The organism is Methylosinus sp. Sm6 (assembly GCF_019802345.1).
Lineage (GTDB): Bacteria > Pseudomonadota > Alphaproteobacteria > Rhizobiales > Beijerinckiaceae > Methylosinus.
This window is the reverse complement of record NZ_JAINDZ010000023.1, coordinates 62,723-80,591: the sequence shown is the minus strand read 5'-3', so window position 1 is coordinate 80,591 and position 17,869 is coordinate 62,723. Positions and strand designations below refer to the sequence as shown.

The window sequence follows — 17,869 nt, the reverse complement described above, 5'->3', positions numbered from 1 at the left end:
CGACGCCGAATAACAAGCCGGACCCACGCCAATACGAGATAATACTATGCCTATCTTGAACCGGACAGCCGTGGGACAAGCCCGGCCATGACGGCGCTGTGCTTTCCAAGATGTGCGCATGCGATGACGGCCGCGGCGTCACCATTTGAAGCTCACCTGGCCGAGGAAGGTGCGCGGCGCGCCATAGGCGGCCGTGTTGTATCCGTTGCTGTTCTCGAAATAGCGCTCGTCGCCGATGTTCTTCACATTGAAGCGGAAGGCGACATCGTGTTCGGCGATCACCGTGCGCCAGGCGGCCATGGCGTCGAACTTCACATAGGACGGCATGTACCAGCTGTTGTCGTTGCTGCCGTAGCGGCGATCCATCGCATAGAAGCCGGCGCCGAACTCGAAACCCTCGCGCGCGCCGGGCGCCGTGTCCCATTTCGCCCAGAGGCTGCCGACATTGGGCGCCGCGCCGTAATAGCGCCTGCCGACATTGCCATTGTCATTGTCGTCGGTGATCTTCACCGAGTTGAAGGTGTAGCTGCCGATGACGCTCAGATTTTCGGTCAGCTGGCCGGCGACGTCGAATTCGACGCCGCGGCTCGTCACCTCGCCGACCGCGAGGGAGAAAGCCGGGTTGAACGGATCGGCCTGCAGCACGTTCTTCTTGCGCAGGTCGAACAGAGCGAGGCTCGTCGACAGGCGGCCGTCCATCCACAGCTTCTTGACGCCGACCTCCCATTGCAGGCCGCGTTCGGGCGCGAACATGTCGCCTGCGGCGCCGCGGCCGTTGTTGGTGCCGGCGGAGCGGGAATAGCTGCCATAGACCGAAGTGTCGGGGTCGGCCTTGACGAGCAGTCCGACGCGCGGCGAGAGTGGCGTCGTGTCCGGATTGCGCTGCATCGGATAGGGCGAGCAGAACGGATAGCAGCTCGCCGAATCGGAGCCATAGGTCGCGCCATAGCTCTCCTCGGCCTTGTCGTAGCGGCCGCCGAGCAGAAGATGCACGCGATCCTCGAAGAAGCCGATCTGGTCCTGAACATAGGCGCCGAAATTCTGCCAGCGGCTCGCAAAGAGCGTGTTGTCGCGGCCGGCGTCGGCCACCGAATGCATGAGCGGTCCGACCCCTCCATAGGACGGCGCCCATACGTTCAACGCCGGGAACGACGACAGCCATCCCGTGCTCGGCCAGTCATCGCCATAATGGAACCAGTCGACGCCGGCGAGGAGCTCGTGATGGACGGGGCCGGTGTCGATCTCGCCGATCAGATTGAGATTCGTCGACAGCTGATAGCGCTTCACCACGCCGACATAGAAGCTGCGCGACGCGGTGACGCCGTCGAATCCCGAGGTGAAGATCGCATTCTGATTCTCATGGGCGTCGATATAGTGAAAGGCGTTGGTCACCTTCCATTTGTCGGCGAAGCGCCACGTCCAGTCGAAGGCGTAGACGGTGCGATGGACCACAAAAGGAAACTGTGAGTAGTATTCGTTGTCCGCCTGATTATAGCGTCTCGAAAGCTTGGCGGGCTGATCGTTGAAGCCTGGAATGGTGACCGGCTTGCCGGAGTCGTCATACAGCAGAGCGACCGGAATCTGACCCGGCCGGATCGACTTCATCTGCTCATAGTGCTCGAATTGCACATTGGCTTCGAAATTCTCGGTCGGACGGAAGGTGAGATAGAGCGCCGCCGCGCCATTGTTCCGATGATCGAAATTCACCCAGGAATCGGCGCGGTCATAGACGCCCATCAGCCGGTAGAGCACGGTCTTCTCGGCGTCGACCGGGCCGGTGATGTCGGCGATGGTGCGCGAGACGCCCCAGCTGCCGAATTGCGTGTCGAGCGTCGCCGCGAAATCCTCTTGCGGCCGCTTGGTGACGACATTGACGAAGCCGCCGGGCTCGATGCGCCCATACAGCATGGAGGCGGGGCCTTTCACCACCTCGACGCGATCGGTGAAGGCCATGTCGACCGTGCCGCCGGTTCCATCGACGCGCAGGCCGTTGCGATAGCTGCGTCCATAGCCGCTGCTGAAGCTGCGGATGAGGAAATTGTCGTAGAAGATTCCCGAATTGTCGGCCTGCACGCCGGAGACGTTCTGCACCGCCTCCAGCACGTTGAGAATCTGCCGATCGCGAATGACCTCGCGCGGCACGATCTGAACCGATTGCGGCGTGTCGATCAGCGGCGTTTGCGTTCGCGTCGCGCTCGCGGTCGAAGAGCGCGCATAGCCCGTCTCGCGGGAGGGATCGCCGGCGCCGCGCCCGCGGCCGCCGCCATTGCGCGCGGCGGGCGCGTTCTGTTCGGCGCCGATGTCGATCGCCGGCAGCGTTTCCGCGCCGGCGTCGCCGCGAACCCCCTTGTCGTTCTGCGCGAGAACGATCATCACGCTCTTGCCGTCGGCGGCGACGTCATAGCCGAGCCGCGTGCCGGAGAGGAGCGCATCGAGCGCCGCGCTCAGCGTGCGCACGCCCGAGAGGCCGCGCGTGGTGAGCGCGCTCGTCAGCGCGGCGTCGTAGACGATCAGCACGCCGCTCGCATCGGCGAGCCGGTTGAGCGCGGTCGACATCCGCCCCGCGGGAATCTCATAGGAGCGGACGATCTCGACGACGTCCTCATGCGGCAGCTGCCCATGCGCACGGGCGTCGTCGGCGCTGCCGAGCGCCAAGGCGCTCATCGCCGTCACCAGGGCCGTCGCGCCCATCGATCCACCTCTGACGCATCCGATACTTCTCGCGACCACGCCCCGCATCCGCATCCCCCTCGATTTCGCGAGGGCTTCGTCTCGCCCTCATCGAGTTGGACGCGGCTCGCCGTCATTCGAGTAGGTCGGCTCGCGACTATTTTTCTCGAGGCGGCCTCATCCTCCGAGCAGCACGACGGAGCCGAAGGAATAGGCGCGCAAGCCGAGCGATTTCTCGATCGCGCGCAGAGCGGAGAGCGGATCGCGCGTCTCGAACACGCCCGTCACGCGGCGGCTGCGGATCGACGGATCGACGATGATGAGGAAGCCGTGATGATAGCGGGCGAGGATCGCGACCACCTCGCCGAGCGGCTTGTCGTCGAAGACGAGCTTGCCGCGCCGCCAGGCGGTGACGTGATCCGCGTCGACCGGATAGGGCGCGACCGCCGCGACGCCCTTGCCGAAGGCGCTCTGCCCGCCCGCCTCGACGACGACGCTCGGTCCGGCGCCGGTGACGCGCACGCTGTGCCGCGTCACCGTCACCTCGGTGCGTGCGCCCTGGATCGCAATGTCGAAAGCCGTGCCGAGCGCCGTGACCTCCCCGGCGGCAACCGACACGCGGAAGGGGCGCAGCGGGTCGTGGGCCACGGTGAAATAGGCCTCGCCTCTCAGCAGCGTGAGGCGCCGCTCCTCGCCGGAGAAATCGGTGGCGAGGGCGGTGTCGGGCCCGAGCTCGACGCGCGAGCCGTCGTCGAGCGTGATCGATCGGACTTCCGCGGCGCCCGTCAGCGCATTCGCCCGCCAGCGGATCGACAGCTCGTCGAAGGAGAGGACGCAGGCCACGCCGAGGGCGGCGGCGCTCTTCCGGCCGGGTCGCCGGAGCGCCGCGCGGCGCCGTGCGGGCGCCGGCGCTGCGACCTGCGGGCGGATGATCTCGACATCGCCCCAGAGACAGCAGATGTCGTCGAAGGCGGCCTTGTTGGCGGGGTCGCGCGTGAGCCAGGCGGCGAATGCGGCGCGCTCGGCGGGGGAGGGCGCGCCGGCGTCGAGCCGCGTCCACCAGGCGATGGCGGCGCGCCGTCGCTCCGTTTCGGCAATGTCGGCGGCGTCCTTCGTCATGCGATGATCCGAGACCGGTCCTCATTCGTGCGCCGCGGGCGTTTCATAGAGTAAGACGCGCGCCGCCGCCAAACAGGAGGCGCGCCTTGCGAAAAATCAATCGAGCGCGGCGCGCAGCCGCTCCAGCGCCAGCCGCAGATGCTTTTCCACCATGTTGCGGGTGACGCCGAGCCGTGCGGCGATCTCGTCGTGGGAGAGATCCTCGAAGCGGCGCAGGACGAAGGCCTGCCGGCATTTGGGCGGCAGCGCCTCGACGGCGGCGAGGAAGCGGCGCGCCCGCTCGCTCGCATCGAAGAGATCGTCCGGCGCGATCGTGCGGTCGACGACGTCGTCGGCGTCCTCGCCGGCGACGAAATATTTGGCCTCGCTCTCCTTGCGGCGAGCGAGGTCGCGCGAGAGATTGACGGCGATCTGCTTGAGGAAGGCGGGCGGATCGTCGACCATTTCGAAACGCTCGCGCCGCAGCGCGCGCACGAAGGTCTCCTGCAGCAGGTCGGAGGCGTCCTCCGGACCGACCCGGCGGCGCAGATAATCGAAGAGGCCGCGCCGATGGCGCAGGAACAGCTCGCGAAAGGAGGGTGGAGTCTCGTCTGGCATCGCAGCTCGCGTCGCCCGGCGTCCGCGTCGCGGCGCCTGTCGTGCGGGGAGGTCGAATAGATAGGATTCGAGCGCTCAGGCGAGCGGCGGCGCGCGCGACGACCAAGCCGCGGCGCAGCCGGCGGGAGGAGCGGGCGCCTCGGCGCCGAAGAGCCGCGCGGCCGCGGATTCGACAGGCGGCGCGAGCGCATCGGCCATCGTGACCGTCGGCGGCAGGGCGTCGACGATAGTGAGGCACGGGCAGAAGGCGCAATGGCCGGGCGTCGGACCGGGCTGCGCCGGCGCGTCGCCACGGCTCTGCGCCGCATGGCAGAGGGCGGCGAAATATGCGGTCGGCGCGCCGGAGGCGTAGCCGGCGAAGCCGGGGACGAGAAGCTGCTGCAGCAGGGCCGCGAGCACGGTCGCCACCAGCGCGCGCGCCGACCAAACGCTCGAGGGCCTCGGTTTCGCCATAATGTCGACAGTCGACAATCCGCGGCGGCCCGTCAAGGCCTCGCTCATCTCGAGAGGCGCCGGTTCGGCGAGGGCGCCTGTGATCCGAAACCCTTGACGCGCGCCTGTCTGCGGGAGTTATTTGCCGCCGCGGCAGTGATCGACGCCGCATGGCTTCGGGAGGAAATCCAATGTCGTTCGTCGTCGCGCGCCGGGGAATCGTCCTGGCGGCTCTGTCGCTCGCGGCTCTCGCGCCGTCGACAGGTTTCGCCCATGGCCCGTCGCGCCAGAAAGTCACCGAAACGATCGAGATCGCCGCGCCCGCCGAGAAGATCTGGGCCGTGATCGGCAATTTTCAGGATCTGAGCTGGCTGCCGGTCGTCGCCAAGACCGAGGGGACCGGGGACAACGAGCCCAATAAGGCGACTCGCCACATCACGCTGAAGAACGGCGGCGAGATCGACGAGCTGCTGACCAAATATGACGCCAAGGACTTCTCGCAGGCCTATCGCATCGAGAAGGTCGATGTGAAGGTGCTGCCGGTCAACAACTACTCCTCGACGCTGACGGTGAAGCCGCAGGGCGACAAGAGCGTCGTCGAGTGGAAGGGCGCCTTCTATCGCGGCTATCCCAACAACGATCCGCCGCCGGAGCTCTCCGACGAGGCGGCGCTCAAGGCGATCACCGGGCTCTACCAGTCGGGTCTCGCCGCGCTGAAGGAAAAGGTCGAGAGCGGCAAGTGATCGCTCGGCCGGCGAGCCCTCGGACCGCGAGCCTCGAGGCTCGAATCCTTGGCGGCGAGCCCCGAGGCTCGCGGTCCCGGCGCGGGTCGGCGGCGCGAGCCGCCGCTCTCGCTCTGGCGTTGTCCGCGCCGGCGGCGGCCGACGAGGCTTTCGTGACCAATCAGGGCAGCGGCGATGTGACCATCGTCGACCTTTCGACGATGAGCCCGGTCGCGACGCTCGCCATCGGCGGCAAGCCGGCGGGCGTCGCCGTCTCGGCGGACGGCGCCCGCGCTTATGTGACGAGCCCAGAAGGCAAATATCTCACCGTGATCGATGCGCGCGGGCGGCGCGCGCTGCGGCGCATCGCACTCGAGGGCGGGCCGCTCGGCCTCGCGGTCGCGCCGGACGGCCGGCGCGTCTTCGTCGCCGATATGTATGACGGCCGCCTGTTCGCGGTCGATCCGGAGACCGGCGCCGTGGTCGCGACGGCCCATGTCGGCGTCACGCCCTCGGGCGTCGCGGTGACGCCGGACGGGCGGCTGATCCTCGTCTCCCTCCGCGACGCCGATCGCATCGCGCTCGTCGACGCCGCCTCCTTCGAAAAGATCGGCGAGATCGAGGTCGGGCGCCATCCCTTCGGCGTGACGATCGACGCCGCCGGCGCGCGCGCCTATACGGCCAATGTCGAATCGGATGATGTCAGCGTCATCGACCTGGCGACGCGCGCCGTGGTCGCGACGGTGAAGGTCGGCAAGCGCCCCTATTGCGTCGCCCTGGCGCAGGGGCGCGGCTTCGTCACCGATCAATATGCGGAGGCGGTCAGCGTCTTCGATCTTTCGACCCTCGCGCCCGTGGGCGAGGTGAAGGTCGGCGAATATCCGGAAGGAATCGGCGCCAGCCGCGACGGCAAGACCGTCTATGTCGCCAATTGGTTCACCAATGAATTCTGGTCGATCGCCGCCGACAGCCTGCAGGTGGTCGGCAAGGCGAAGACCGGCGACGGGCCGCGCGCCTTCGGGGCCTTCATCCGCGCGATGAACTGACCGCGTCGGCGACATGCTCCGGCCTTATCCCGAGGCCGATGAGACGCGCCGGCAGCCGCCGCAGGATGGGGAAGCGGTCGAACAGCCGCAGCGCCAGCGGCGGCTCGATCGGCGCATCGGCGGCGAGCACATTGCGAATGACGCGATTTTGTATGACGAGCTGCAGGCGCTGCGTCGCGCGGGCGGGGAATTCGCGGCGGCGCTGCACGGCTTGGAGATCGGCGTCCGTGAGCCGTCCCTCGCGCAGCGGTCCGGCGAGAATATTGGCCGTCGCCACCGCGTCCTGAATGGCCAGATTGACGCCGACGCCGCCGACCGGCGACATCGCATGGGCGGCGTCGCCGATGCACAGGAGCCCCGGCCGGCTCCATTGCCGCAGGCGATTGACCTGCACGGTCAGCAGGCTGACGTCGCTCCAGCCGGCGATCTCGTCGACCCGGCTCGCGAGAAAGGGCACGGTCGCGGCGATCTTCGCGCGGAATGATTCGATCGGCTCGCTGCGCAGCGCCGCGGCGCCGCCCTTGGGGATCAGATAGCCGCATTGCCAATAGGAGCCGCGCTCGATCATCGCCAGCATGAGGCCCGGCACGATGCGGCCGAAGCTCTCCTCCGGATCGCCCGGCTCGCGCCGCAGCTTGAACCACAGCACATCCATCGGCGCGCCGAGATCCTCGACCGCGAGGCCCGCCGCCGCCCGCACCGTGGAGGCGCGCCCGTCCGCGGCGACGACGAGACGTGATCTGATCTCGATCGGCCCCTCCGGCCCTAGCGCTCTTATACCGACGACGCGCCCATTCTCCTCGACGAGGCCTTCGGCCGCGGTCGACATCAGCAGACGGAAGCTCGGCAGCTTCTTTGCCTCGCCGGCGATGAAATCGAGAAAGTCCCATTGCGGCATGAAGGCGACGAAGCCGCATTTCACCGGCAGGCCGCGAAAATCCGCCATCACGATCTTCTCGTCGCCGATCGAGGCGGCGAGCTGATAGGCCTTGCGATGCGGCAGGCGCAGGAAGGCGTCGAGCAGCCCGAGCTCGTGCATCACCTCGAGCGTGGAAGGATGAATCGTGTCGCCGCGAAAGTCGCGCAGGAAATCAGCGTGCTTCTCGAGAACGACGGTGTCGACGCCGGCGCGGGCGAGCAGAAAGCCGGCCATCAGCCCGGCGGGTCCGCCGCCGACGACGCAGCAGGTGGTTTCGATTCTCTGCATGAGGCGGCCTCCCGGGGCCGAAGATCGGCGATTCTTCCAAGCTCGGCAAGGCCGCCGTCAGTAGTCCCCGCAAGAGAGGGAATTTTTCACTCCCGGCGCTCACGACAGGACCATGAAAGAAAACATCGCGTATCGTGGCTTCTGCGTGGCTGGGCCATTCGCCGCGGTGCGCGCGCGACATCGAAGCGCGGCTAGCGGCATGATTCGGCTGATTTGAGCGAGCCTGAAGGCTCGCGCTCGAGAGGCTTCAAATTCGTCGACGCAAGCCACCGGTTTTTTTCAGGGGATTTTGAAATCATGAATCGACCCGAGCGGAGCGAGGCGAAAGAGCGCGCGCATCTCTCGCGGGCGCTGCCGATACGGGCGCGCATGCGTCCCGCTCTGCACAAGAAGGCGCAGACCCTGGCCGGCCGCCGCGACCTCCCGCCCGATTGCCTCGTCATCTCTTTTTTCGAGCTCAACGAATCCGTGCCGATGTGCTGGCTGCAGTTCACCGGCGACCATGACATTCGCCAGACGCTCGCCGCGCCTCTGGCGGAGGTGGTGCTGGAGCGGCGCGGCCGCAGTCGATGAGGCGCTCGCGCCGGCTGGACCAGTTTCCGATCCGAGTGGATCGGAAACTGGTCCAGCTTTTTTTATTTGGAGCGAATTCTGATCGATCGAACGATTCCGTTCGATCGGAAAGCGCTCTCGGCGCGCGCCGTCATGGCGCCTTCCAATAGCCGAATGGGTTCTTCGACAGCTCCGAGTTGAAATAGCGCGGGTCGCCGGAGACTTCGCGGCCGAGCCAGGCGGGGCGCTCGAAGCTCTCGCTTTCGGTCGCGAGCTCGATTTCGGCGAGGATCAGCCCGTCATTTTCGCCCTGAAACACATCGACCGTCCACAGACGGCCGCCGACGCTCTCCTCGTAGCGGGTCTTTTCGACGAGCGGGCGCTCGCAGAGGCGATCGAGCATCTGCTCGGCGTCCTCGACCGGAATCGGATATTCGAATTCGTTCCTGGCGACGCCGGAGGTTCGTCCCTTGACGGTCAGAAAGGCCGCGCCGCCGGCGACGCGCACGCGCACGACGCGGTCCTCGGCGCGCGACAAATAGCCTTGGCGGAAGGCCGTCCCGTCGTCGCGCGGCCGCCAGAGGTCGCGGTTCACGAGGAATTTTCGTTCGATCTCCAGCGCCATCCTTTGTTCCTCCATCTCGTGGTCCTGCGTCCCCCGGGCTGAAGAGCCGAAAGCCCCTCTGTCGAGCGTGGTTCGCGTCAGGTCACGAGCGCCACCGCGCGTTCGACTCCCTTGGGAAAATTGACATTGAGCCGCGCGTCGACGCCGAGCGCGCGCAGCGCCTCGCGAAGTCGCGCCGGGTCGGCGCTCTCGACGGCGACGCTGTCGAGCGGAACGGCGCCGATCTGCACCCGCACGGCCTCCGCCGCGCAGCCGCGGAACGTATAGCGCCGGCGCGCCTTGCGCACGGAGACCGGCCGCAGCGCGCGGCAGGCGGCGACGACCTCCGTGAAGAAGCCGTCCTGATCATAGGCCGCGCGCAGCGGGGGAGGGTGAAGCGCCAGAGCGGCGGCGGCTCTCGCGAGATGCTCGGAGCCGAGCGGAAATTCGGCGCGAAACGCGGGCCGCCATAATTCCAGTCCGTCCCCGTCCACCTGCAGCAGCCGCTTCACCTCGAGCGCCCCGCTGCGAATTTTCGCGCTGTGCGGCGTCGCCGAGTTCAAGAGATAGATTTCGTCGCTGCGTCGCGGCGCATCGAGCGGGGTCCCGAGCCGCGCCTCCAGGGCGGCGAGATCGGCCCCGAAGATGCGCCATTCCCAGCGTGGCGCGTCGCTCGCAGGATCGTTCACGCGGACCTCCTCACCTTTGACGCGAGATGAGCGGCCGCAGAAACGCGACCTTGCGCGCGAGGCCGGCGGCCTTCGCGCGATCGGCGACGCCGCGCCCGTCGGCGCCATCGGAAATCTGCTCGCGGCGAGAGACATCCGTCAGCCCGGTCTTTCCGCGGCTTTCGCAAAAGACTTAGCGCGGGCGGCCCGAAAGAGGATGCGCGCGGGTTCACGGTTCGGAAATATCTGAAGAGTCATCCAGAAACGCTGGCGCGGGAGAATGGCGCTCCGGCTCGAGCGAAGCGGCGCGCGGGCGCGGCGGAGCCGGAGGGAGACTGATGCTGGTGCAAACGACCGGGTTGCTGCGCTCATGACGATCCACGCCGCCTTCGAGGACGCCCGCGCGCATCATGAGGCCGGGCGGCTGAACGAAGCGGAAACGCTCTATCGGACCATTCTCTCCACCGAGCCGGCGCACGCCGAGACCCTGCATCTGCTCGGCCTGCTCGCGGTCGAGCGCGGCGCCGCGCAGAGCGGGGCGGAGATGATCGGCCGCGCGATGGCGCTGGCGCCGGGCCAAGCCATCCATCACAACAGCCTCGCGACCGCGTTTCGCGCGCTCGGTCGCCGCGAGGACGCGGTTCGCGAATATCGCGCGGCGGTCGCTCTGCGTCCGCGCTCGGGGGAATTGCGCTGCAATCTCGCCACCGCGCTCGACGAGCTCGGCTTGCGGGAGGAGGCGGCCCTGCATTACCGCTGCGCCGCCGAATGCGCCCCGCAGCGGCCGGAGATCTGGTACAATCTGGCCAATCTCCTCGCCGAGACCGGCCCGGCGCGCGATGCGGAAGAGGCCTTTGCGAACGCCCTGCGGCTCGCGCCGGGACTCGTCGAGGCCCAGGCCAATTACGGCCGCTGGCTGATGCGGCGCGGCCGCTGGGCCGAGGCGGCGACGCGGCTCGCGGAAGCGGCGCGGCTCGCGCCGGGCGAGCCGAGCTATTGGAACAATCTCGCGGCGGCCTTGCAGGAGCTCGGCCGCTGGGCCGATTCCGTCGCCTGCTATGAGCGGGCCCTGGCCCTCGATCCGCGTTTTGCCGACGCCCATTATAATCTCGGCTGCCTGCTCCATCTCTCGGGCCGGACCGACGAGGCGGTCGCGCGCCACGAAGCCGCCGCGGCTGCCGATGCGCGCCACGGAGCGGCGCGCATCGCCGCCTGCATGGCCGAGCTGCCGATCGTCTACGCCGAGCCGTCGGAGATCGCGATTCGGCGCGCGCGCTACGCCGCCGCGCTCGAGCGCCTCGTCGCCGCGGCGCAGGACGAGCAGGCGGCCGCGACGATCGCGCCGGCGCTCGCGACGACTCAGCCTTTCTTCCTGCCCTATCAGGGGGAGGACGACATCGCATTGCAACGGCGCTATGGCGAATTCGCCTGCAGCCTTCTCGCGCGCGCCTTGCCGCCGGCGCCGCTCGCGGCGCGGCCGGCGCCGGGCGAGCGCGTCCGGCTCGGCGTCGTCAGCGGCTTCTTCTGCCGCCATACGGTGTTTCGCCTCTTTCTCGACAGTTGGCTCGCGCGACTCGATCGCGCGCGCTTCGAGGTGATCGGCTTTCATACGGGCAAGATCGAGGACGCCGAGACGCGGCGCGCGGCGGAACAATGCGACCGGTTTCCGCGCGAGCCGGCGACGCCGCAGGCGTTTCGGGAGGCGATCGTCGACGCCGCGCCTCATGTGCTGCTCTATCCCGAGATCGGCATGGACCCGGTCGCCGGATGGCTCGCCGCCCAGCGCCTCGCTCCCGTCCAATGCATGGCCTGGGGCCAGCCGGAGACGAGCGGCATGCCGACGATGGATTATTTCCTGTCGAGCGAGCTGATGGAGCCCGACGGCGCCGAGCGCTTCTATACGGAGCGGCTGGTCCGTCTCCCCAATCTCGGCTTGCATTACTCGCCCGAGCCGGTCGCGCCCACGGCGCTGGATCGCGCCGCGCTCGGAATCGCACCCGGCGTTCCGGTGTTCTGGTCCGGCCAGGCGCTCTACAAATATCATCCCCGCTACGACAGCGTGTTCCCGCGCATCGCCGCGGCGCTCGGCCCGTGCAAATTCCTCTTCATCGCTTTCGCCAAGAGCGAGGAGGTGACGCGCGCCTTTCGCGAGCGTCTTCGCCGCGCCTTCGCCGCCGCCGGGCTCGACGCCGAGGATCATTGCGTGATCCTGCCGCAAATGCCGCAGGACATGTTCGTCGCCGCCGCGCGCGCTTGCGATGTGATCCTCGACACGCCGGGCTGGTCCGGCGGCCGGTCGACGCTCGATTGCCTTTCCGCGGATCGGCCGATCGTCACGCTTCCCGGACGCTTCATGCGCGCGCGCCACACGGCGGCGATCCTGCGGCGCATCGGCTGCGAAGCGACGATCGCCGTCTCGCTCGACGATTACGTCGAGATCGCCGTCGCGCTCGGACGCGACGGCTCGCGGCGCGAGGCGCTCTCGCGCTTCATGGCGCAGAACAAGTCGAAGGCCTTCGAGGACATGGACTATATCCGCGCGCTCGAGGGCTTTCTCGAGAGAGCGGCGCGCGGCGAGTGGTTCGCGTCAGCCGAACCGAGTGGGGTCGAAGAGCGAGCCTGACGGCTCGCTCAAATCGGCTGAATCACGCCGCCAGTGGCTCGCGTCGATGAAAATGAAGGAACCCGACGCCCTCTCTCCCGCCTTCCCCCGCTCAATTCGCCCGCTTCTCGAATATGGATAAGCCCGCGTCGGCGCCTATATGCTCGGGATGAGATGTCGCGAGAACGGGACGTCGACCATGGCCAAGCCACAAAACGAAAAGCCGAAGAAAGAGGCGAGCTGGGGATTCAACGTCGCCTATCTGCTGTTCGCGCTGATCGGCGTCCTGATGCTGCAGCAGATGTGGACGGCCTATCGCCAGACCGAGGTCGTTTCCTATAGCGAGTTCCAGACTCTGCTCCGCGAGAGCAAGATCGACTCGGTTCAAGTCGGCGATCAGCTGGTTCACGCCACGCTGAAGGAGCCGATGACGGACGGGCGCAAGCAGATCGTCGCGGTGCGCGTGCCGCCGGATATCGCCGCCGAGCTGCAGGCGGCGAATGTCAAATATTCCGGCGTCATGGAGAACACCTGGATCACGACGCTGCTCTCGTGGGTCGTGCCCATCGCGCTGTTCTTTCTCGTGTGGAGCTTCCTGTCGCGGCGCATGACGCAGGGCCTCGGCTCGATGATGTCGATCGGCCAGAGCCGAGCCAAGATTTTCGTCGAGACCGATGTGAAGGTCGGCTTCGCCGATGTCGCCGGCGTCGACGAAGCCAAGGAGGAATTGCAGGAGATCGTCGCCTTTCTGAAGGATCCTGCCACTTACGGCCGGCTCGGCGCGCGCGTGCCCAAGGGCATTCTGCTGGTCGGCCCGCCCGGCACCGGCAAGACCTTGCTGGCGCGCGCGGTGGCGGGCGAGGCGGGCGTGCCCTTCTTCTCGATCACCGGCTCGGAATTCGTCGAAATGTTCGTCGGCGTCGGCGCGGCGCGCGTGCGCGATCTCTTCACCCAGGCGCGCGCCTCGGCGCCCTGCATCATCTTCATCGACGAATTGGACGCGCTCGGCCGCGCGCGGGGGATATCCGGGCTGTCGGGCGGGCATGACGAGAAGGAGCAGACGCTCAATCAGCTGCTGGCCGAGCTCGATGGTTTCGATCCGACCTCGGGCGTCGTGCTGCTCGCGGCGACCAATCGGCCGGAGGTGCTCGATCCCGCTCTGCTGCGCGCCGGCCGCTTCGACCGGCAGATTTCGGTCGATCGTCCAGACAAGGCCGGGCGCGTCGAGATTTTGAAAGTGCATTTGCGGAAGATCAAGCTCGGCGCCGATGTCGATCCGGGCGAGATCGCCGCGATGACGCCGGGCTTCACCGGCGCCGATCTCGCCAATCTCGTCAATGAGGCGGCGACCTTGGCGACGCGGCGGCGCGGCGCTTCGGTGACGCCCGAGGATTTCACCGCCGCGATCGAACGTGTGATCGCCGGGCCGGAAAAGCGCAATCGCCTGCTGCATCCGCGCGAGCGGCGCATCGTCGCTTATCACGAAATGGGCCATGCGATCGTCTCCATGGCGCTGCCGGACATGGACCCGATCAAGAAAGTGTCGATCATTCCGCGCGGCATTGGCGCGCTCGGCTATACGATGCAGACGCCGACCGAGGACCGCTATCTGATGACGCGCAGCGAATTGCTGAACCGCATGACGGTGCTGCTCGGCGGGCGCGCGGCCGAGATGGTCGTGTTCCACGAGGCGACCACCGGCGCCGCCGACGATCTGCAGCGCGCCACCGAAATGGCGCGCGCCATGGCGACGCGCTACGGCATGGAGCCCTCGGTCGGCCAAGCCTCCTATATCGCCGAGCGGCCGCGTTATCTCGACGTCGCCGACCTCGGCCAGCGCCGCTCCGAAGCGAGCGAGGAGACGAGCGCGCGCATCGACCGCGCCGTGCGCGAGCTCGTCGATGAGGCGTTCGCGCGGGCGACGCGAATCTTGAAGGAGTGCGCGAGCGTGCATGAGTCCTCAGCGCAGCGGCTGCTCGACAAGGAGACGTTTGTGGAGGAGGAGCTGGCGCCGATACGGGCGGAGGTGGAGGCGAGCCTGAAGGCCGGGCGTTCGGCGAGCGCGTCGGACCGCGAGCCTTCAGGCTCGCGCTCCTTGGCGAGCGGGGGGTGAGCGCTCGCCGTTTTGTAAGCGTGATGTTTCGGCAACCGTGAGATTCTGGCGAGAGGGAAGACCGACCAAAGATGGCGCTGGAGAGTTTCGTCGAGCGGGGGTAGAGAGGGCTCTCGACTTTCGGCCTCGGCTTTTTCAGGCGCCACAGCAATGAGTGATATCAAACTGTTTCGTACTGTTGGAGCTGAAGTCATCGAGCTCAGAGGCAGCGCTGTAGCGCTCGAGAAATCTCTGCAGACTCTCATCGAGCGGCACATGGAGGCGTTTCTGGGCGTTCGATTTTTGGCGTCCGAGTATCCAACCTCCAATGGCGGCCGTATGGACTCGATGGGGATCGACGAGAACGGTTCGCCGGTCATCGTCGAGTACAAGCGCTCGAGCAACGAGAATGTAATAAATCAGGGTCTGTTTTATCTGGATTGGCTGATGGACCACCGACGTGACTTCGAATGGCTTGTTTTGGATCGCTATGGGCGGGAGCTAGCGAAGTCGGTAGATTGGGGGGCGCCTCGACTGATCTGCATCGCAGGTGATTTCACGAAGTATGACGCCCATGCGGTCAATCAGATGAACCGAAATATCGAGCTGGTCCGTTATCGCCGATTCGGTGAGGAGCTATTGTTATTCGAGCTGCTGACTTCGACATCGGAACGTCCAGCTCGGGAAGTCCCAGACGAAGCTGATGTAGCGACCTCTTCATCACAACGGTCGCGCTCGAAGCAAAAGACCGTTACGCAATATCTTGCTGACGCCGACCAAGGCTTGGTTGATCTTTATGAGGCGATCAAATCCTACCTGTTGGCGCTCGGCGACGATGTGCAAATCAAAACGCTCGACTATTACGTGGCGTTCCGGCGCTTGAAAAATTTTGCGTGCGTCGAGGTCAAGCCACAGATTCGGCACATCAAGATTTTTGTGAAGGTAGACCCCGACAGCATAGTTCTCGAGCAGGGCTTCACGCGCGACGTGCGTGACATCGGTCACTTCGGAACCGGCGACCTCGAAATAATCGTTACCGACTTCGACGCGTTCGAAAAGGCAAAGCAGCTGATGGAACGCAGTTACGACAGCGCGTAGGCGCTCTCATATGGACCGGTTGGCCGAAGGACTGACTACTCAGCCGCGCGAGAGAACTTGTTCCATGGCGCTTCGATCGCGATGACCAAGGCGGCTCCTTCGAAGCTCTCCGCCCATTGCGGATCGGTCTTGATCTCCGAAAGATCGCGCGTCGGGGGAAATGGCAGCCCGTCCTCGCGCATTCCTTCGGCCCACAGCTCCAGAGCCTCCGTCGCCATGGCGAACAGATCGTCGAGCTCGTCGGCGGCCGAGAAGCAGCCGGGCGCGTCGGGAAAGCTCACGCCATAGGCGCTGTCGCCTTCCTGATGGACGATGGCGATATAGGGTTTCATGCGACGCTCAGTGTCATAGACGGTCGATTATAGCGCGTTTCATTCGTTTTGCCATGAGGGGAAGAGAGCGGCGCGGCGACGGCTCGCACATGGTACGAGCCTGTCGCAGGTCTAAGCCGCCCGTGTCGGCAATCCGGAATAATCGTTTTCGGCCTCGGCCTTCGACAGATCGAAGGCCGCCTGGAGATTGAGCCAGAAGCGCGGATCGGTTCCGAAATAGCGTCCGAGCCGGATGGCCGTGTCCGCCGAGACGTCGCGGCGTCCGCGCATGATGTCGCTGATCCGATTGCCCGGCACGCCGAGCGTTTCCGCGAGCGCCCGGGCGGACAGGCCGAGAGGCTTCATGAACTCCTCGGCGAGGATATCGCCCGGATGGGACGTGATTCTGATCATCGCGAACTCACTTCAATGAGGTCCGGGCGAGGAAGCCCGGAAAGGACGTTGCCGGTGAGGTACTCCCTTCAATGATAGTCGACGATCTCGACGCGATCCGGCCCTAGGTCCGTCCACACGAAGCAGATGCGCCAACGATCATTGATGCGGATGCTGTGCTGGCCGAGACGGTCGCGCTTCAGCGCCTCGAGCTGACTGCCGGGCGGCGCGCGGAGGTCGGACAGAACGACGGCCGCATCGAGCATGTCGAGCTTGCGCGCCGCGACCTTGGCGACCTGTCGCCATTGCGCCGGACAATCGTCCATTTTGAAAAAACGCTCGGTCGCGCCGTCGGCGAAGCCCTGTATCACGAGACGGTATTATGTGATACGTTTTGCGTATCGTCAAGGGGCGGAGCCGATGCGCGAGCCCGTCCATCGCAAGCTCGCGCGCCGGATGGCCTCAGCCCAAAATCTTCTTCAGCTCCGCCACAATCGCGTCGCCCATCTGGCTGGTGGACACGGGCGTGTCGTTCGGCCCGGCGATGTCGGCGGTGCGCAGGCCGGCGGCGAGGACGTCGGCGATCGCCTTGTCCACCGCGTCGGCGGCCGCGCCGAGGCCGAAGGAATAGCGCAGCGCCATCACGACGGAGCCGATCATGGCGATCGGATTGGCGAGGCTCTTGCCGGCGATATCCGGAGCCGAGCCGTGGCACGGCTCATAGAGCGCCTTGCGCCGACCCGTCGCGTCCGCTCCGCCGAGCGAGGCCGAGGGCAGCATGCCGAGCGAGCCGGTCAGCATGGAGGCGACATCCGACAAGAGGTCGCCGAACAGATTGTCGGTGACGATCACGTCGAACTGCTTGGGCCGGCGCACGAGCTGCATGCCGAGCGCGTCGGCGAGCATATGCTCGAGCTTCACATCGGAATAGTCGCGCGCATGCAGAGCGGTCACCACCTCGCGCCACAGCAGGCCGGACTTCATCACATTGGCCTTTTCGGAGGAGGTCACCTTGTTGGAGCGCGTGCGCGCGAGCTCGAAGGCGACGCGGGCGATTCGCTCGATCTCATAGGTCTCGTAGACCTGCGTGTCGACGCCGCGCTTCTGGCCGTTGCCGAGATCGGTGATCTCCTTGGGCTCGCCGAAATAGACGCCGCCGGTCAATTCGCGCACGATCATGATGTCGAGGCCGTCGACGAGATCGGGCTTCAGCGAGGAGGCGTCGACGAGAGCCGGATAGCAGATGGCCGGGCGCAGATTGGCGAAGAGGCCGAGATCCTTGCGCAGGCGCAAGAGGCCCGCCTCCGGGCGAACGTCATAAGGCACGCCGTCCCATTTCGGTCCGCCGACGGCGGCGAGCAGCACGGCGTCGGCGCTCTGCGCGAGGGCCATGTCGCTCTCGCTGATCGCCTGGCCGTGGGCGTCATAGGCGGCGCCGCCGACGAGACCCTTCTCCGTCTCGAAAGAGGCGACGCCGGCCGCGCTCAGAAAAGCGACGAGCTTTTCGGCCTCGGCCATGATCTCCGGGCCGATGCCGTCGCCGGGAAGAAGAAGGAGCTTGTAGGCGGCCATGAAATCCTCTCCAGCTTTTTTGGTTTGGAGCGAATTCTGATCGATCGAACGGATCTGTTCGATCGGAAAGCGCTCTTAAGGGGTCGGGCCGTCAATACGGCGCTCGCGGCGCCGACGCAACACTGGTCCCGGGCCGCCGTCTCATGCGACAATCTGTCCGCTTCCGCGGCCCTTGCCGCTCGCG

The 17,869-nt window shown here is 66.4% G+C and carries 17 protein-coding genes; 6 read left to right on the top strand and 11 right to left on the bottom strand.

What is annotated here, in order from left to right; all coding sequences use genetic code 11:
* Window positions 1–138 precede the first annotated feature (138 nt).
* The 4 genes from K3F48_RS15665 to K3F48_RS15650 all read right to left on the bottom strand — a co-directional run bounded on the left by K3F48_RS15665 (window position 139) and on the right by K3F48_RS15650 (window position 4,887).
* Window positions 139–2,691: a TonB-dependent receptor gene (locus K3F48_RS15665; protein WP_222576367.1), complete on the bottom strand. Its 2,553-nt coding sequence runs from the start codon at window positions 2,689–2,691 to the stop codon at window positions 139–141.
* Window positions 2,692–2,847: 156 nt separating this feature from the next.
* Complete coding sequence (locus K3F48_RS15660; RefSeq protein WP_222576366.1) at window positions 2,848–3,789, bottom strand: FecR family protein; 942 nt, start codon at window positions 3,787–3,789, stop codon at window positions 2,848–2,850.
* 96 nt (window positions 3,790–3,885) lie between these two features.
* Window positions 3,886–4,386: an RNA polymerase sigma factor gene (locus K3F48_RS15655; protein ID WP_222576365.1), complete on the bottom strand. Its 501-nt coding sequence runs from the start codon at window positions 4,384–4,386 to the stop codon at window positions 3,886–3,888.
* 75 nt (window positions 4,387–4,461) lie between these two features.
* Window positions 4,462–4,887, bottom strand: coding sequence for a hypothetical protein (locus K3F48_RS15650; RefSeq protein WP_222576364.1), 426 nt, complete (start codon window positions 4,885–4,887; stop codon window positions 4,462–4,464).
* Between the two features lie 122 nt (window positions 4,888–5,009).
* Between K3F48_RS15650 and K3F48_RS15645 the strand changes: the two genes are divergently transcribed.
* Window positions 5,010–5,561 (top strand): SRPBCC family protein, encoded by a 552-nt coding sequence (locus K3F48_RS15645; RefSeq protein WP_222576363.1) that lies wholly within the window; start codon window positions 5,010–5,012, stop codon window positions 5,559–5,561.
* Window positions 5,562–5,605: 44 nt separating this feature from the next.
* Window positions 5,606–6,586: a PQQ-binding-like beta-propeller repeat protein gene (locus K3F48_RS15640; RefSeq protein ID WP_222576370.1), complete on the top strand. Its 981-nt coding sequence runs from the start codon at window positions 5,606–5,608 to the stop codon at window positions 6,584–6,586.
* Here K3F48_RS15640 and K3F48_RS15635 read toward each other — a convergent pair.
* Complete coding sequence (locus K3F48_RS15635; RefSeq protein ID WP_222576362.1) at window positions 6,567–7,793, bottom strand: FAD-dependent oxidoreductase; 1,227 nt, start codon at window positions 7,791–7,793, stop codon at window positions 6,567–6,569. The genes K3F48_RS15640 and K3F48_RS15635 overlap by 20 nt on opposite strands.
* Before the next feature lie 297 nt (window positions 7,794–8,090).
* Here K3F48_RS15635 and K3F48_RS15630 point away from each other — a divergent pair, with 297 nt between their 5' ends.
* On the top strand, window positions 8,091–8,366 hold the full coding sequence (locus tag K3F48_RS15630; protein ID WP_222576361.1) for a hypothetical protein: 276 nt from the start codon (window positions 8,091–8,093) through the stop codon (window positions 8,364–8,366).
* A 130-nt stretch (window positions 8,367–8,496) separates the two neighbouring features.
* Here K3F48_RS15630 and K3F48_RS15625 read toward each other — a convergent pair whose 3' ends face one another.
* Both K3F48_RS15625 and K3F48_RS15620 read right to left on the bottom strand, forming a co-directional pair.
* Complete coding sequence (locus K3F48_RS15625) at window positions 8,497–8,970, bottom strand: CYTH domain-containing protein (protein ID WP_222576360.1); 474 nt, start codon at window positions 8,968–8,970, stop codon at window positions 8,497–8,499.
* 77 nt (window positions 8,971–9,047) lie between these two features.
* Complete coding sequence (locus K3F48_RS15620) at window positions 9,048–9,638, bottom strand: hypothetical protein (RefSeq protein ID WP_222576359.1); 591 nt, start codon at window positions 9,636–9,638, stop codon at window positions 9,048–9,050.
* Window positions 9,639–9,987: 349 nt separating this feature from the next.
* Here K3F48_RS15620 and K3F48_RS15615 point away from each other — a divergent pair, with 349 nt between their 5' ends.
* From K3F48_RS15615 to K3F48_RS15605, 3 genes are all read left to right on the top strand, one after another.
* Entirely contained in the window at window positions 9,988–12,240 is a 2,253-nt protein-coding gene (locus K3F48_RS15615; RefSeq protein WP_222576358.1) for a tetratricopeptide repeat protein, read from the top strand.
* Window positions 12,241–12,418: 178 nt separating this feature from the next.
* A complete protein-coding gene (gene ftsH, locus K3F48_RS15610) occupies window positions 12,419–14,332 on the top strand; it encodes an ATP-dependent zinc metalloprotease FtsH (RefSeq protein ID WP_222576357.1) in 1,914 nt (637 codons plus the stop codon).
* Between the two features lie 150 nt (window positions 14,333–14,482).
* A complete protein-coding gene (locus K3F48_RS15605; protein ID WP_222576356.1) occupies window positions 14,483–15,409 on the top strand; it encodes a DUF5655 domain-containing protein in 927 nt (308 codons plus the stop codon).
* 35 nt (window positions 15,410–15,444) lie between these two features.
* On the opposite strand, the gene K3F48_RS15600 is transcribed toward K3F48_RS15605, so the two are convergent.
* From K3F48_RS15600 to leuB, 4 genes are all read right to left on the bottom strand, one after another.
* Window positions 15,445–15,741: a type II toxin-antitoxin system HicB family antitoxin gene (locus K3F48_RS15600; RefSeq protein WP_222576355.1), complete on the bottom strand. Its 297-nt coding sequence runs from the start codon at window positions 15,739–15,741 to the stop codon at window positions 15,445–15,447.
* 111 nt (window positions 15,742–15,852) lie between these two features.
* On the bottom strand, window positions 15,853–16,134 hold the full coding sequence (locus K3F48_RS15595; protein ID WP_222576354.1) for a HigA family addiction module antitoxin: 282 nt from the start codon (window positions 16,132–16,134) through the stop codon (window positions 15,853–15,855).
* Window positions 16,135–16,202: 68 nt separating this feature from the next.
* Entirely contained in the window at window positions 16,203–16,484 is a 282-nt protein-coding gene (locus tag K3F48_RS15590; RefSeq protein ID WP_222576353.1) for a type II toxin-antitoxin system RelE/ParE family toxin, read from the bottom strand.
* 91 nt (window positions 16,485–16,575) lie between these two features.
* Window positions 16,576–17,685, bottom strand: coding sequence for a 3-isopropylmalate dehydrogenase (gene leuB / locus K3F48_RS15585; protein WP_222576352.1), 1,110 nt, complete (start codon window positions 17,683–17,685; stop codon window positions 16,576–16,578).
* Between the last annotated feature and the right edge of the window lie 184 nt (window positions 17,686–17,869).

Coding starts and splice junctions, on each gene's coding strand:
- K3F48_RS15665 (WP_222576367.1), bottom strand. CDS start 2,691: ATGGGCGCGACGGCCCTGGTGACGGCGATGAGCGCCTTGGCGCTCGGC.
- K3F48_RS15660 (WP_222576366.1), bottom strand. CDS start 3,789: ATGACGAAGGACGCCGCCGACATTGCCGAAACGGAGCGACGGCGCGCC.
- K3F48_RS15655 (WP_222576365.1), bottom strand. CDS start 4,386: ATGCCAGACGAGACTCCACCCTCCTTTCGCGAGCTGTTCCTGCGCCAT.
- K3F48_RS15650 (WP_222576364.1), bottom strand. CDS start 4,887: ATGAGCGAGGCCTTGACGGGCCGCCGCGGATTGTCGACTGTCGACATT.
- K3F48_RS15645 (WP_222576363.1), top strand. CDS start 5,010: ATGTCGTTCGTCGTCGCGCGCCGGGGAATCGTCCTGGCGGCTCTGTCG.
- K3F48_RS15635 (WP_222576362.1), bottom strand. CDS start 7,793: ATGCAGAGAATCGAAACCACCTGCTGCGTCGTCGGCGGCGGACCCGCC.
- K3F48_RS15630 (WP_222576361.1), top strand. CDS start 8,091: ATGAATCGACCCGAGCGGAGCGAGGCGAAAGAGCGCGCGCATCTCTCG.
- K3F48_RS15625 (WP_222576360.1), bottom strand. CDS start 8,970: ATGGCGCTGGAGATCGAACGAAAATTCCTCGTGAACCGCGACCTCTGG.
- K3F48_RS15615 (WP_222576358.1), top strand. CDS start 9,988: ATGACGATCCACGCCGCCTTCGAGGACGCCCGCGCGCATCATGAGGCC.
- ftsH (WP_222576357.1), top strand. CDS start 12,419: ATGGCCAAGCCACAAAACGAAAAGCCGAAGAAAGAGGCGAGCTGGGGA.
- K3F48_RS15605 (WP_222576356.1), top strand. CDS start 14,483: ATGAGTGATATCAAACTGTTTCGTACTGTTGGAGCTGAAGTCATCGAG.
- K3F48_RS15600 (WP_222576355.1), bottom strand. CDS start 15,741: ATGAAACCCTATATCGCCATCGTCCATCAGGAAGGCGACAGCGCCTAT.
- K3F48_RS15595 (WP_222576354.1), bottom strand. CDS start 16,134: ATGATCAGAATCACGTCCCATCCGGGCGATATCCTCGCCGAGGAGTTC.
- leuB (WP_222576352.1), bottom strand. CDS start 17,685: ATGGCCGCCTACAAGCTCCTTCTTCTTCCCGGCGACGGCATCGGCCCG.